Below are 14,976 nucleotides of genomic sequence, written 5' to 3' on the forward strand. Positions count from 1 at the left end.
CCATGCGCGACCAACGACGTTCCCCGCTGGCCTCGGTCGGGCTGCACGCGACCCTCATCGTCGCCTCCGCCGTCGCGGTCTTCCCGCCGCTGTGGCTGCTGGTGACCTCCTTCAAGCCCAAGAGCGAGGCGTTCTCCACGGATGTGGTGAAGAACGCGACGCTGGACAACTACCACCACGTCCTCGCCGATACGAAGTTCCTCACCTGGTTCGGCAACTCGCTGTTCATCGTGCTGATCACCACGCTGCTCGGCGTGTTCGTGGCGGCCACCACCGGATACGCCGTCAGCCGCTTCCGCTTCCCCGGCATGCGCCCGCTGATGTGGCTGCTGCTGATCACCCAGATGTTCCCGGTGGCCATCCTCATCGTCCCGCTGTACAACATCATGGCCACGCTGGGCTGGCTCAACCAGCCGGTGGCGCTCATCGTCACCTACCTCACCGTCGCCGTGCCGTTCTGCGCCTGGATGATGAAGGGCTTCTTCGACACCATCCCGGTGGAGATCGACGAATCCGGCCGGGTCGACGGGCTCAACCCCTTCGGCACCTTCTGGCGGCTGGTGGTGCCGCTGGCCAAGCCGGGCCTGGCGGTGACCGGGTTCTACACCTTCATCACGGCCTGGGCCGAGGTCGCGTACGCCTCCGCCTTCATGACGGGCGAGGAGAACCTCACCCTCTCCGCCGGGCTCCAGACCTTCGTCAACCAGTACACCTCGGACTGGGGCTCCATGACCGCGGCCGCCGTCCTGATCGCCATCCCGGCGACGCTGGTGTTCGCCTGGGCCCAGCGCCACCTGGTAGCCGGGCTCACCGCCGGCGCGACCAAGTCGTGACCGCCGGCCGTCGGGGTGACTCGACTACCGGGGGGCGGCGGGCGACGTCACGGCGTGCGGGGGCAGTATCTGCTCCGTCCAGATGCACTTGCCCGCGGCCGTGAAACGGGTACCCCACCGCTGGGACAGCGCCGCGACCAGCTGCAGTCCGCGTCCACCCTCGTCGGTGTCGGCGGCGCGGCGGATGCGCGGGGTGGTGAGGCTGCCGTCCGAGACTTCGCAGATCAGCGCGTGGCCGTAGATCAGACGCAGCTGTATGGGGCCTTTGGCATGCCGGACCACATTGCCGACCAGCTCGCTGACCAGTAGTTCTGTCGTCATCGACAGCTCGTCGAGACGCCACGCGGACAGCTGCTCCGTGGCCCGGTGGCGGGCTTCGGCGGCGGCGATGGGGCCGTCCGGGAGGCTCCAGGAGACGACCTGGCCGGGGGCCAGCGACCGCGCACGGACGATCAGCAGAGCGGCGTCGTCCTGGGTCTCGGTCTGCTCCGGCAACAGCGCTCTGATGACCGCGCCGCACAGGCGGTCGGGATCGGGGAGGGGCAGGGTGGCGGACGTGGCCGGGGGCTGTCCCGGTGGGCCCGAGGGGGGTGCGGCGGCACGGGTGAGGGCCTGGGCGAGGCGGGCCATGCCCTCATCGATATCGACGGTGGAGGATTCGACCAGGCCGTCGGTGTACAGCGCGAGGACGCTGCCGTCGGGAATGTGGACCTCATGGGTCTCGAAGGGCGGGATGGCGGCGCCGAGCGGCGGGTCGGCGACGACTTCGGGGAAGTGGGTGGTGCCGTCGGGGTCGACGATGGCGGGCGGTGGGTGCCCGGCGCTCGCGAAGACGCAGCCGTTGGAGGTGGGGTCGTAGACCGTGTACAGGCAGGTGGCGTAGAAGTCGTCGCCGAGGGCTCCGACGAGGTCGTTGAGGTGGGTGAGCAGTTCGTCGGGCGCGAGGTCGAGGTCGGCGAGCGTGTGGACGGCCGTACGCAGCCGGCCCATCGTCGCGGCCTCGGACAGCCCATGGCCCATGACGTCGCCGATGACGAGGGCGACCCGCTCGCCGGACAGCGGGATGAGGTCGTACCAGTCGCCGCCGACCTGCATGCCCTCGGCGGCAGGCAGATAGCAGGCGGCGGCGGTGACGGCCGACACGGCGGGCAGGGTACGAGGCAGCAGGCCACGCTGGAGCTCCTGGGCGCGGGTGTGCTCGGCGTCGTAGAGACGGGCCCGCTCCAGCGCCTGGGCGACCAGTCCGCTCAGCGCGATGAGCAGGGAACGGTCCTCCTCCGAGAAGTGGCGCGGTCGGCTGAATGCCACCGCGCAGTAGCCGATCTGGTGGTCGGAGGCGATCAGGGGGAGGAAGGCCCACGCTCGCATCCCGCTTTTGTAGAGGTAGCCGACAGCGTCCGGGTGTTGTTCGGCGTACTCCTGCGGACTGGACAGAAAGCTCGGGGAGCGGGCGCTTAGCACTTGGGCGATAGCAGACATGTCCGACACCATCATCTTGTGGATGATCTCGACGAAGTGTTCCGGGTACCCGGCCGAGCCGACCATGCGCCACCGCCCGTTTTCGACCAGCTGGCAGATCAGGCCGGTCGCGCCGATGGGCGGGAGCATGCGGTCGGCGACCGCCTTCACGACGTCCTGGACGGTCAGCGCCTTGGCGAGCGCCGAGGTGAGCTCGCCCATGAGGGTGGCACGCTCCGCCACAGTGCGCTCGGCCGCGCACCGCTCGGCTTCCCGCTCCCGGCGTTCGGTGATGTCGATGATGTGGACGACCAGGCCGTCGGGGGCCGGGTCGAGGCGCACGTGGTACCAGCCCGCCCTCCCGGGCCACCGGGTGTCGTAGCCGACGGGTGCGCGGGTGGCCACGGCCCGCCTGTGGCAGGCGGCCATCCCGGTCTCACGGACCATCGGGTGGCTCCACAGCTCGGCCCCCGACACCTCCTCCGCGGAAGATCCGAGCAACCTCAGGGCCGCCGCGTTGGCGAAGGTGACCCGTGCGTCGCGGTCGAGCGTGAGAAGGCCGTCGTTCGTCTGCCACACGGCGCCGCCGACGGCGTTGCCGCCGGGCGGCTCCTTCGCGTGCCCGGCCACCCAGTCGGCGACCATCCGTAGAAAACCGTGCTGCGCGTCGCTGAGGTCGCCAGGCGTGCCCACCAGGACGGACAGCGCGCCCACCGGCTGTCCTTCGGCCGTGACCACCGGCACAGAGACCACAGCGCTGCCGCGAGGGAGCGGGCCGGCGCCGGGGCCGGGGTCCCCGGGGGAGAAGCGGCCGGGGGGCGACGGAGGTGGCCGGCGCGGGCCGTCGGGCGGAGGAGGCGTCCGGACATGAGCGCCGTCGCCGTCGCCGTCTCCGTACGGCAGGGACGACACGGGGGCCCCGTGGTCCTCGTCCGTGAGGATCTCCCACCCCGCGGCCAGGGAATCGGGGAGCCCGACGCTGGCCGACAGGCGGAGCCCGCCGTGGTCCGAATCGCGCAGATGGATCATGCCCCCGAGGGCGCCGAGCTCGGCGACCACCTGTCCGAGGGCAAGCGACAGCGGCCCAGTGCCACTCAGGCTGTCAGCCGCGGAACCCAGCAGCCGAAGCCGTGTTCGCGCTGACCGAGTGAGCCGGGTGTTCACGATGTCTGGGTGCCGCCGGTCGTCCACACCCATGGCGTCACCTGTCGTCCCCTCGGGAGTTCGGTGCCGTACGACCGTGGGCCGTCGCCGTCTCTTATGAGCCGATATGCCGAATATAGTCCTTGTCGTGGAGTGCGCGGATCAGAGGCGTCGCCGGATGTGCGGGGTCAGTGGATGCCGTGACCGGATTTGATCAGGTCGGCCGCCCGCTCACCGATGACGACGCAGGGGGCCATGGTGTTGCCGCTGGTGATGCAGGGCATGATCGAGCCGTCCGCGATGCGCAGACCCTCGACGCCGTAGACCCTCAGGGCACTGTCGACCACGGACATCTCGTCGCGCCCCATCTTCGCGGTGCAGGTCTCGTGGAAGTACGAGCCGGACGCGTTGCGGACGAAGTCCTCGAGTTCGTCGCCGCTCAGCGGACCGGGCATGACCTCGCGCCTGACGAACGGCTTCAGCTCTGACGAGTTGCCGATCTCCCGGCAGAGTCCTACGCCGTACTCGAGTGCCTTCACGTCCTCCCCCGCGCTCAGGAAATTGGCGTCGATCAGCGGAACGGCCATAGGGTCCGCGCTGGTCAGCCGCACGGATCCACGGCTGGCGGGCCGGGCGAGGCCGGGCGCGAGGGTCCAGGCGGAATCGGCTCCGACGGGAACGTCGTACGGGGCGGCCGCGGCCTCGCTGGCGAACGGGAGCTCGTCGAGCACCGGCATCAGGTCGGGGCCGGGCAGCGAGGGGGCGCTCTTGGCGAAGAAGGCGAACTCGGCGGCGTTGTTCCTGGGGGCTTCGGGGACCTGGTATTCCCAGACGCAGCCTGCGAGCAGGATGTGGTCCTGGAGGTTCTTCCCGACGCCGGGCAGGTGCACGACGCCCGGGATGCCGAGCGCGGCGCGTTCGGCCTGGTCACCGATGCCGGAGAGGATCAGCAGCTTCGGCGTGTTGATGGCGCCGAGCGAGAGGATCACCTCCTGCCCCGCCGAGACGCTCTGCGCGTGGCCCCGTTGGACGAACTCCACTGCGGTCACCCGGTTCCCCGACAGCTCCAGCCTGGTCACCTCGGCGCACAGCACGATGTCGAGGTTGGGACGGCCCATGACCGGATGGAGGTACGAGGCGGCTATTGAGACCCTGGCGTTGCCCCGGTCGACCAGCAGGTTGGGATGGCCGCAGCCGCTGTCGGACTCCGTGGGATCGGCGTTGAGGTCGGCGACGGCGGGGATGCCCAACGCGGACGCCGCCTCGACCAGCGCCGGCGCGAGCGGAACCGGGTTCAGGGGGAGGGTGACACGCAGGGGGCCGCCGATGCCGCGGCGGGGGTCGGCCGGGCCGGTCCAGTCCTCGACCCGCCGGTAGATGTCGCGGACGGACGCGTAGGACCAGCCGGAATCGCCGGTCTCCTCGGCCCAGTGGTCGAAGTCGTTGCGGTGGCCTCGGGCCCAGACGGAGGCGTTGATGCTGGAACCTCCGCCCAGCACCTTGCCCATCGGCAGCGGGGGCGCACGGCCGTTGAGGGAGGAGGACGGCTGGGCGCGGTAGCCCCAGTCGCGTTCGCTGCCGATATTGGACATCCACCGGGTGCAGTCGATGACCGACGGCACCCGGTCGCTGCCACCGGCCTCCAGCAGGAGAACGCTCACGTCGGGGTTGTCCGACAGGTTCCGGGCGACGACGGACCCCGAGGTCCCTCCGCCGCAGACGATGAAGTCGTAGGCAGGATGAAGGGTGTCGGTGACGATCTCCCGGTCCACGGTGACGCGGCTGGTGTGTGCCATGGGTGTGGGCCCTCCTTGCCGGAAGGGGAGATCGTCGCGGAACCCTGTTGCGTCTGCGTCGCCTGTGGATCTCCGCGAATCCAGCCTAACGAGGCCTTCGGCCCGCTCGCCAGTGACGCCCGGCCCGCCCCGCAATTTCTTGCGTAAGGTCTTGCAGCGCCAAATCGCCAGGGGTACGGTCCGGTGACCGGTCGGCGACCGACGTCCCTGACGTCTTGCGGTAAGAACCTTCAACGGCCTTACAGGCATGCGCGTTGCCGCACGAGGCTCGATCGTTTCCCGCAATCTCCCCCCACAAGCAGGAGGAACGATGGCCAGCAGACCCCTCGCGGCCGCCCTCGCCCTCGCGGCGGGCGCGGCACTGATCGTCACCCTGCCGGGGCCGGCGCAGGCCGCGCCGCCCGGCGACAAGGACGTCACCGCCGAACTCTTCGAGTGGACCTACGACTCGGTGGCCAAGGAGTGCACCAGCACGCTGGGGCCGGCCGGTTACGGCTATGTCGAGGTCTCCCCGGCGACCGAGCACATCCAAGGCGGCCAGTGGTGGACCTCGTACCAGCCCGTCAGCTACAAGATCGCCGGTCGGCTCGGTGACCGCGCCGCCTTCAAGAACATGATCGACACCTGCCATGCGGCGGGCGTGAAGGTCGTCGCCGACGCCGTCATCAACCACATGTCAGCGGGGTCCGGCACCGGAACCGGCGGCTCCTCGTACACCAAGTACGACTACCCCGGGATCTACCAGTCCCAGGACATGGACGACTGCACCGCGCAGATCAGCAACTACCAGGACCGCTGGAACGTGCAGCGCTGCGAGCTGGTGGGCCTGGCCGACCTGGACACCGGCGAGTCGTATGTGCGCGACCGGATCGCCCAGTACCTGAACGACCTGCTCTCGCTCGGTGTCGACGGCTTCCGGATCGATGCCGCCAAGCACATGGCGGCCGAGGACCTGGCCGCGATCAAGGGCAAGCTGAGCAACCCGAACGTCTACTGGAAGCAAGAGGTCATCTACGGCGCGGGCGAGGCCGTCTCGCCGACGGAGTACCTGGGCAACGGCGATGTCCAGGAATTCCGCTACGGCCGCGATCTCAAGCGGGTCTTCAAAGGCGAGAAACTGGCCTATCTCAACAATTTCGGCGAAGGCTGGGGCTATATGGCCTCGGGCAAATCCGGTGTCTTCGTTGACAACTGGGACACCGAGCGCAATGGCTCCACCCTCACCTACAAGGACAACGCCGACTACACCCTCGCCAACGTCTTCATGCTGGCCTGGCCGTACGGCTCGCCGGACGTCCACTCCGGCTATGAGTTCTCCGACAACGACGCCGGGCCGCCGAACGGGGGGACGGTGAACGCCTGCTGGCAGGACGGCTGGAAATGCCAGCACAAATGGCCCGAGATCCTCAAAATGGTCGCGTTCCGCAATACGGCGCGCGGCACGGCCGTCACCAACTGGTGGGACAACGGCAACAACGCCATCGCCTTCGGGCGCGGTGACAAGGCGTACGTCGCCATCAACCATGAGAGCGGCTCGCTGACCCGGACCTTCCAGACCTCGCTGCCCGCCGGCGCCTACTGCGATGTGCAGAGCGGCAAGGGTGTCACGGTCGACTCCTCCGGCCAGTTCACCGCCACCCTGGGCGCCAACACGGCGGTGGCCCTGCACGTGGGCGCGCGGAGCTGCGGCTGAGCGCCGGGGCTGATCGGAGCCGCATATCGAGGGATATGCGGCTCCTTCGCCGTTACGCGGGCTTGGTGCGGGTGAACCGGTCGGGGTTGCCGGTCGTCCAGTTGAGGGCGAGATTCTGGCCGCCGTTGCTGACCTGGGCCGTACCGCTCGCGCTCTGGCCCTGGCAGGTGATGGAGATGGCCAGGGAGGCGCTGATGGTCCCGGAGCAGGACCCCTTGGGGCCACTCATGGTCATGGACGTGCCGCTGATCTGCAAGGTCAGCAGGTTGCCGCTCGCGTCGCGGATCGTGTAGTACCAGGTGCCCTGGACGCTCGCCAACCGGCCGCCGGTGGACGGGCGAGAGGGGACGCTGGTACGGCTCGGGGTCGGGGCCTTGGGGGTGCTCGTGGCGCTGTGCCCGGGTGCCCGGGTGGCCGTCTTGCCGGGGGCCTTGCCGGGGGCCTTGCTGCGGCTCGGGGTGGACGTGGGGCTGGAGGATTTCATGTCGCCCGAGTCGCCGGTGCTGGAAGGCGTGGGCTTGCCTGTGTCCTTGGACTGACTGGCGCCCTTGTCGTCCTTGGCCGGCGATGCTGACTTTCCGTCGCCGTCGTCGCCGCCGCAGCCGGTCAGGGTGAGTGCCAGTACCGCGACAGCGGTGGTGGCGATCGAAGTCGTTATCCGCACGAGATATCCTGCCGTACCCAAATCATTATGGAATTCTGTGGACGCAGGCGAGCCTTCCATACGCGACAAGACGAAATCCAGTGGCCAAACACGTTCTCTGGATCAGTTCTGCTGCACTGCGGATAAGGGACCGCATTTCGGGTCCATTCGCCCCGGAAAATCGGTTTCGGGCACGGGTGATGGCATGTCAGGATCGCCGGATGGACGCATCCCCACGCCAACTGGCGCGCTGGCAGTTCGAGCTGACCTGGTCCCTGTTCGAGTACCACCTGGAGCGGCTGGAGCCGGACGACTTCCTGTGGGAGCCCGCCGCCCTCTGCTGGACGGTGCGTCAGCAGCCCGACGGGACCTGGGTGCCCGACTGGGCGGACACCGAACCCGATCCGGTGCCGGTCCCCACGATCGGCTGGCTGAGCTGGCACATCGGGTGGTGGTGGAGCGTGACCATCGACCACGCACAGGGCCGTACGCCCCGGGACCGCACCGAGGTCACCTGGCCGGGGGACGGCACGGCGGCCGTCGAGTGGCTGCGCGGGCTGCGCGCGGACTGGCTGGCGGTGCTGGACGGGCTCACCGACGCCGACCTGGAGGCCGTCGCGCCGTTCCCCTGGCAGAACGACCCCCAGCACACCGTCGCCCACATGATCGCCTGGGTGAATGCCGAACTCATGAAGAACGCCGCCGAGATCGGCCAACTCCGGATGCTGCGCGCCGCGTCACCGCGCTGAGCCGAGGTCAGCGCAGCGCCGTCAGCCGCCCGCCGGAGGCCAGGCGGCCGCTCAGCCGGGCCTGGTCGCCCGCCTCGGCGGGCAGCGTCAGCAACCGGCCCACCGCCCTGCCCCGGACATCGCCGCGCGCCGCGACGGAGGTCACCTGGCCGCTGCCCGCCGCCAGCAGATACCACCGCCCGGTGCGTGACTTCCACAGCGCGCCCGCCAGCACCCGCGGCGCACGCGGCCCGCAGGCCGGAGAGCCGTCCGCGCTCGCGACCACCGCGGCCGGGGCGCCCGGGTCCGTGGCCGGGGGCTGGAACTGGGCCAGCACCCGGCCGCCCGGGCCGCGCCAGGTCTCCGCGCGGGTGCACACCCAGTCCGCCGCGCCGCCGCCCTCGGGCAGCCGCTGGGCCGCGAACCGCCAGGCGTTGACCGCGCGCACACCCCGCGAATGCAGCAGCGGCAGCCGGCAGGCGGTGTGCGCCCAGGCCTCCCGGGCCGCCGCGCCCGCCACATCCCGCGGCCCCGCGCCCGGCCCCCGCCCGCCCGGGGCGCCGTACGTCAGCCGGGCCGGGACGATCTCGCCCAGGTCCGTCACCAGGCGGGAGCCCAGCCGCAGCGCCGTCCAGCTCTCGCAGTCGGGCGTTTGCCCCGCACCGCGCACCAGGCCCGCGCCGCCCGCCCGCACCGGGTCGGTCACCCCGTCGGCGGCCAGGCGCAGCGGCCGCGCCGCCTCGTCGGGCCGGACCAGGTCCCGTACGGAGGGGTGACGCACCCAAGGGGCCGTCAGATAGCGGACGTTGCCGTCCCTGCGGGTGGCGACCAGCCCGGTCGAGGAGGCCGCGTCGGCGGCGTCGGCCCGCGCGAAGTCCAGCGCCACCGCGCCGCCGTCGCCCCGGCCCGCCTCCGCGTACCGCACCACCCGCAGCCCGTCGTACAGCAGCACCACCGCCGCTTGGTCCACCTCGCCCGCGTACAGCAGCTGCGGCGGCCCCGACGGCGGGCCGGACTGGGTGCCGGGTGTGGCCGACACGCGTACCGAGCGGCCCGGCCGCGCCCACACGGCCAGCGCCCGGCGCAGCAGCGGCGTGTCGTCCGCACGGCCGCCACGCGCGGGCCAGGACGAGAAGTCGGCGCGCGTGGCGGTGCGCCACGCGCCGGGCGCGGCGCGGGTCAGCTCGGCCGGGTCCAGCGCCCGCTCCGAGGACGGGTTCCGGGCGTACGAGGGCGCGGCCGCGCCGCTGGGGCCCCAGCCCTCGCCCGGCAGGCCGAGCAGTGTGCCGCACACCACCAGCGCCGCGGCTGCGGCGAGCGCCGCCCGCACGTGCTGGCGGCGCCGCATCAGGTCGGTGGGCCGGGCCTGGAGCGAACAGGGGTCGAACTCGGGGGACTCCAGCAGCGCCCCGTCCCGGCTGCCCGCCGGGTCGTCCACCGCGTCCGCTTCGGCGAGCGCGCCCCGCGGATCGGCGACCCCAGCGGCCTTCAGCACCTCGCGCACCTCGCGGTCGCCCATCCGCTCCAGGTCGCGCAGCACGTACGCGGCGCGGCCGGGGCCGGACAGCTCCGACAGCGCCTTGTCCAGGGCGAGTTCATCGGCCCCGCCCGGGCGCGGGATCAGCCGCAGTCCCCACACCCGGGGCAGCGCCGGGGCCAGCGGCCCACGCCGCCGCCGCGCGGCCCGCAGCGCGCCGCGCAGCACCCGCAGCCGCACGAAGGCGTACCCGCCGTCGCCGCCCGCCGAGCCCGCCGGTCCGCGCTGCCCGGGCAGCCTGGGCCCGGCGTCAGCGCGGGTGTCGGCGTCGGTGTCGGCGTCGGTGTCGGCGTTGGTGTCGCGGTCGGTGTCGGCGTTCGCGTTCGCCCGGCCGCGGGGCAGCGCACGCTGAGCGAGCGCGTGCGCCGCCAACACCCGGCGCGCGCGCCCCAGGCCCGGCGGCAGCACCAGGTAGGCGAGCCGCACCAGGCGCGGGTAGTGCTCGACGATGGCGGCCTCGGCCTGCTCGACATCGATGAGGGTGGGGGATTCGCCGGAGAGGTTGGCTGTCGCCTGCTGCTGCTCCACGGTTGGAGAACGAGCGCCGCATGCGATGGTCACCGCCCCCCGCGTCGCCGGCGGGTCGGCCGCACGCCGTCCTCGGAGCCCCCGAGCGGGAACTGGCCGCGCTGGTCCGGCAGTTGAGGGAGAGGCGTCTCCAGAAGCCCGGTTGGGGAGCCGCCTCCGACGCTACCTGAAAGGCCATAACGTGACAGTGATCCACAGCAGCCGCGGTGTCCGCGGCGCGATCGTGGCGAGTGCCGCGCTCCTGGCCGCCGCGAGCACGACGTCGGCCTCAGCCGCCCCCTCGACCCCGCCCGGGACCTTGCCGCGCGCCTCCGGGTGGAGCGAGTCGAACGTGGAGCCGGGCAACGCCTCGCTCATCGGCTCGACCCGGCCCGACGCGCGAACCACGTGGGTCGCCGGCATGCGGTTCGTCCCGAAGGGGGAGGGCTTCAACTTCGCGCCCACCCTGTGGGAGCGTGACGAGCGGAAGGGCCCCGGCTGGAAGCGGGTGCGGACCGCGCCCGTACCCCAGTCCTACGACATCCGGTTCAACGACGTCGACGCCTCTTCGCCGCGTAACGCCGTACTGGGCGGTGACTACGCCGAGCAAGCCGGGGGTGTGGTCACCCAGCGCTGGAACGGCAGGGACTGGAAGGCCGCGGTCGCTCCGGTGCCGCAGGGGACCATGAGCGCCGGATTCCTCTCCGTCGACACCCGCGCCCCCCGCGACGCCTGGGGAGCGGGCTGGGCCCAAGTCCCCGTCACGGAGGACGACTCCCGCAACGTGGGGCTGCTCCAGCACTGGGACGGCACCCGCTGGAAGGCGCAGCGGCTCCCGGACGTCGGTGCGGGAGACAGCGGCGGCTGGAACCTGGAGAGCGTGGCCGCGCTCGCCGCGGATGACGTGTGGGCGGTGGGCAGTATGTACAACGCCAAGGTCGCGGAGCCGGTGCTGCTGCACTACGACGGCGCACGCTGGCGCAAGGCCCCCGCCCCGGACATCGACGCCACGCGCGTGGGCCTGAGCGCGGTCGCCGCCGGGCCGCGCGGGCAGGTGTGGGCCGTGGGTCAGCTCAAGAAGCCCGACGGCTCCTGGGAGGGGCTGGCACTGAGATACGACGGCAGGAAGTGGGTCGACGTCCCGCTGCCGGAGGGGACCGGGGAACTCCGGTCGGTCGCGGTCAGCCAGGGCTCCCCGGTCGTCCTGGTGAGCGCGACGGATGACACCCGCGGCGCGGTGCTCCGCCGCAGCGGCGGACGGTGGGTGTCGATGCACCTGCCGACCGGCGGTGCCGAGCCGCTCGAGGGGATCGACATCGCGGCCTCGGGCCGGACCGTCGACGTCACGGGCCTGTACCCGCCGGACGGCTCCCAGTGGGTGGGGCCCGGAGTGGTGCTGACCGCACGCCGGTAGACGGCGCCCGAGCGGGGGACGGACGGGCACCCGCCGTCCCCCGCCTCCGGTCACCGCGTCAAGATCCGAAGCGCCCGCGGGCTCACCCCACGCGCCACCCGCTGAACTCCACCGTCCCGCGCGCCACGTTCCCCCCGTGCGTCGCGCTCATGAAGATCCCGACGTCCTGCGCGGAGCCGGAGCCCCCCGGCGCCGTCACCGTCGCCACCGTCCGCCAGGTCGTCCCGTCGTCGGTCGACAGCTCGCCCTTGTACGAGGTGGCGGACACCCGCGTCAGCCGCAGCAGCACGGGCGCCTTGACGCCGGTGATCCGCTTGTACGCGTCCAGCGTGCCGTCCCCGTTCGTGTCGTACGACAGCACGACGCCGTTGGACGGGGTGGCGGCCAGGTTCACAAAGCCCCGGGAGCCCGCCGTCGCCAGGCTGTCGCGCGCGATGATGCCGGCCCGGGCCCATGCGCCGGTCACGGCCTGGCTGTCCACCTTCACCGTGACGGCGGTGCCGACCGCCAGCGCGCCCTCCCGGTACACCGACCCGAACTCGGTCGTCGCCTTCCACAGGTCGCGCCCCGCCCCGTCGATCGCGAAGCGATCCGACAACTGGCCGAAGACCGCACCGTTGTTGGTGACCGTCTTCAGGCCGGAGTCCAGCGGCCCGGCCACCCACAGCGTGCCGGTGCGCAGCAGCCGCACCCGGTCCTCGCCGCGCGGCCCGAACTCCACGCCGAGCTCGTACGGCAGCGGCTTCAGCGGGTCCTGGAGCGGGTCTTCGGGTGCGGTGGCCCGCCAGTGGACCTCGCCGGTCCTGGCCGCCGGGATCGAGCGGAGCCAGGTGTCGCCCTGCGGCTTCGGGTCGAGCCCGGTCACGGTCAGGTCGAAGTCGACGCGGCCGGTGGCGCGCAGCCCGTTCATGTTGCGCAGGGCCGCGGCGATGTCGGCGGCGCCGCCGGGCTCCACCTGGGGCGGGGTGGTGGAGACGCTGGCCGTGCCCTGGTACGGGGCCTTGGCCAGCGCCTCGTACACCCGGCGCCCCGTGCGGTGGGCGTCCGTCGTGGGCCGGACCGGGTAGCTCTTGCGTTCGCGCGTCCAGGGTTCCTCGACCGCGAACCAGTCGAAGTCGCGCGGCTCGCGCCCCTCGGCGAGCGCGTCCTCCAGCTCGTCCAGGTAGCTCTGCCACTGCGGCAGGTGGAAGTCGCCGATGAGGCCGTTCCAGTCGCGGTTGGCGTAGTTGGCCAGCTTCCCGGTGTCCGCCGTGACCCGGTCCGCCCAGGTGGTGATGAGGGTGCGCGCGAGGTGTTCGAGGTGCGCGGCCTCCGCCTCGTCGGACCCCATCCGCTTGGCGTCCTCCAGCCAGGGTCCGAGCAGGAAGCCGCGGTGCGCGCCGGTCATGTCGTCGCTCAGCCGCATCAGCTTCAGCCACAGCCGGGCCAGCGTCCGGAAGGTCTCCAGGTCCTTGCGCTGGTACGCGTCGTGCAGATGAGGGATCAGCGTCCAGGAGCGGTCGGCGAGCGCCTGCCGGGCGATGTCGGTCAGATCGTGGCGGTAGGCGTCGGAGTCGCGCAGCGCCGGGCGTACGTCGAGCAGCGCGGCGAAGGCGGGGTCGAAGTCCGCCAGGTCGAAGGCGGGGATGCGGGTGGCGTAGTTGGTGCCGGAGCGCGCGGTCACATCGGGGCGGGCGGAGAAGACCGAGTCGTGCGGGCGCCCGTCGGAGCTGGTGATCTGGTACGCGGTGTCGCGCAGCGCCGCGTACGCCTCCCGGCCCCGCTCGTCCCGCCCGCCCAGCCGTACGTCCGCGTATGTACGGAACCACTCCGCGCGGTCCACCGCCGCATCCCGCCACGCCAACTCGCTGAACAGCTCGAACGCCGCCGGATCGCGCCCGGTCGCCTCCGCCATGTAGGCGGTGCCGACCAGCTTGCTGCCCGGCTTGTCGCGCCACTGGGTGAACCGCCGCGCCCAGATGTGGGTCTTGGCGCCGATGGTGGTGCGGCCGCCGAAGTTCGGGATGGTGCCAAAGGCGTACGGCACCGAGCCCCAGTCCTGCTCCCGGTCGCCGATCGAGTCCAGGTCCGAGAGGCCGTCCACCACCAGCATCCGGTCGTGGTCCACGGCGTCCAGCAGCTCCCGCCGGGGGTTGGCCTGCCAGCCGAGGATCACCCAGATCGCGCCGGGCCGGGCGGTCTGCAGGGCGGTCTCCACGGCGCGGGCCGCGTCGGCCACGGGGACGTCCCCGGGGGCGCCGCCCTCGTGCAGCAGATCCATCTTGAACAGCTCGCACTCGCCGAACAGCTCTTGCTGGTGGCGGTAGAACGAGGCGGCCACCTGCCGGAACGACTCGGTGCGCGGATCGAGCCAGTCGGGGCGCTCGAGCCCGTTCCAGGTGCCCTGCGGGACCGTACGCGCCCCCGGGTTGCGCTCGACGAACCCGTCCGGAACGGTCCCGAAGTAGCCGGGGAACACCGGCCGCATGCCCAGCTCGCGCAGCCGGTCGGCGATCTTCTGCCCCAGGTCGATGCGCTTGGCCAGCAGCTCGGGGCTCACCGGCCCGCCGTACCCGCTCATGTTCTGGAGCAGCCACCAGGGCTGGTGGGAGGGCGCGGGCAGCCAGGCGCGCGCCTCCTCCTCGGAGTAGCCGAAGTCCTTGAGGAGCAGGTGGTAGACGGCCTCCTGCCCGGCGGTGACCAGCAGCTCGTTGCAGCCGTGCAGGGCCGCGACGTCGATCAGGTGCTCCCAGTGGTCCCAGCCGGCGAACGGCGCGGTGTAGCCGTCGTGGGTGTCGTTGAACGCGAAGCGGTGCGGGAGCGCGGTCGACTGCTCGACGCGGCCCCGGGGCGCGGGCAGCGTCCTGGGCAGGTTCAGCTGGTCCCCGGCCCAGGTGATCAGGGCATGACAGGTGTACTTCAGATACCAGTGCACCCCGGTGAGCAGGACCGCCGGGCTGGTCCCCGCCACCTCGATCCGCCCCGCCCGCCCCGAGACCTCGAACCGCTCCTTGCCGCCCTCGCCCTCGATCGGCACCAGCCGGAACTGCTTGGCGTGCTCCGGCAGCAGCCGTTTGAGGGCGGCGCGCGCGGGCGCGGTGTCGAACACGGCGCCGTCCTCCGCGGCTTCCCCTGCGTTTTCCGTCCCCTCGGCCGCCGCCGGGGACTGGCCCCCGAGGGCGGCCCCGACGCCGAGTGCTCCGGCGGTTCCGATCAGCGTACGTCTGCTCAGATCGCTCATGATG

Annotated in this window: 8 protein-coding genes and 1 pseudogene; 4 read left to right on the forward strand and 5 right to left on the reverse strand. The window is 72.0% G+C overall.

From position 1 onward, the window contains the following. Nucleotides 1-2 precede the first annotated feature (2 nt). The gene (locus ACWY4P_RS38725) at nucleotides 3-833 is read left to right on the forward strand and encodes a sugar ABC transporter permease (protein WP_456205243.1); all 831 of its coding nucleotides are present in this window, start codon (nucleotides 3-5) and stop codon (nucleotides 831-833) included. 24 nt (nucleotides 834-857) lie between these two features. Here ACWY4P_RS38725 and ACWY4P_RS38730 read toward each other — a convergent pair whose 3' ends face one another. Further along, nucleotides 858-3,488, reverse strand: coding sequence for a SpoIIE family protein phosphatase (locus ACWY4P_RS38730; RefSeq protein WP_456205244.1), 2,631 nt, complete (start codon nucleotides 3,486-3,488; stop codon nucleotides 858-860). Nucleotides 3,489-3,622: 134 nt separating this feature from the next. Further along, the gene (locus tag ACWY4P_RS38735) at nucleotides 3,623-5,230 is read right to left on the reverse strand and encodes a GMC family oxidoreductase (protein WP_456205246.1); all 1,608 of its coding nucleotides are present in this window, start codon (nucleotides 5,228-5,230) and stop codon (nucleotides 3,623-3,625) included. 310 nt (nucleotides 5,231-5,540) lie between these two features. Here ACWY4P_RS38735 and ACWY4P_RS38740 point away from each other — a divergent pair. Continuing rightward, nucleotides 5,541-6,920: pseudogene (locus tag ACWY4P_RS38740) on the forward strand (alpha-amylase); the annotation flags it as partial. Between the two features lie 55 nt (nucleotides 6,921-6,975). On the opposite strand, the gene ACWY4P_RS38745 reads toward ACWY4P_RS38740, so the two are convergent. Beyond that, entirely contained in the window at nucleotides 6,976-7,587 is a 612-nt protein-coding gene (locus ACWY4P_RS38745) for a hypothetical protein (protein WP_456205247.1), read from the reverse strand. Between the two features lie 200 nt (nucleotides 7,588-7,787). On the opposite strand from ACWY4P_RS38745, the gene ACWY4P_RS38750 reads away from it, so the two are divergent. Further along, entirely contained in the window at nucleotides 7,788-8,315 is a 528-nt protein-coding gene (locus ACWY4P_RS38750; RefSeq protein WP_456205248.1) for a DinB family protein, read from the forward strand. Between the two features lie 7 nt (nucleotides 8,316-8,322). Here the strand turns inward: ACWY4P_RS38750 and ACWY4P_RS38755 are convergent, their stop codons facing one another. After that, entirely contained in the window at nucleotides 8,323-10,359 is a 2,037-nt protein-coding gene (locus tag ACWY4P_RS38755; RefSeq protein ID WP_456205249.1) for a hypothetical protein, read from the reverse strand. Between the two features lie 187 nt (nucleotides 10,360-10,546). Between ACWY4P_RS38755 and ACWY4P_RS38760 the strand changes: the two genes are divergently transcribed. Further along, nucleotides 10,547-11,752 (forward strand): hypothetical protein, encoded by a 1,206-nt coding sequence (locus tag ACWY4P_RS38760; RefSeq protein ID WP_456205250.1) that lies wholly within the window; start codon nucleotides 10,547-10,549, stop codon nucleotides 11,750-11,752. A gap of 82 nt (nucleotides 11,753-11,834) precedes the next feature. Here ACWY4P_RS38760 and ACWY4P_RS38765 read toward each other — a convergent pair whose 3' ends face one another. Beyond that, complete coding sequence (locus ACWY4P_RS38765) at nucleotides 11,835-14,972, reverse strand: alpha-N-acetylglucosaminidase (RefSeq protein WP_456205251.1); 3,138 nt, start codon at nucleotides 14,970-14,972, stop codon at nucleotides 11,835-11,837. Nucleotides 14,973-14,976 lie beyond the last annotated feature (4 nt).

The organism is Streptomyces sp. LZ34 (assembly GCF_053890475.1).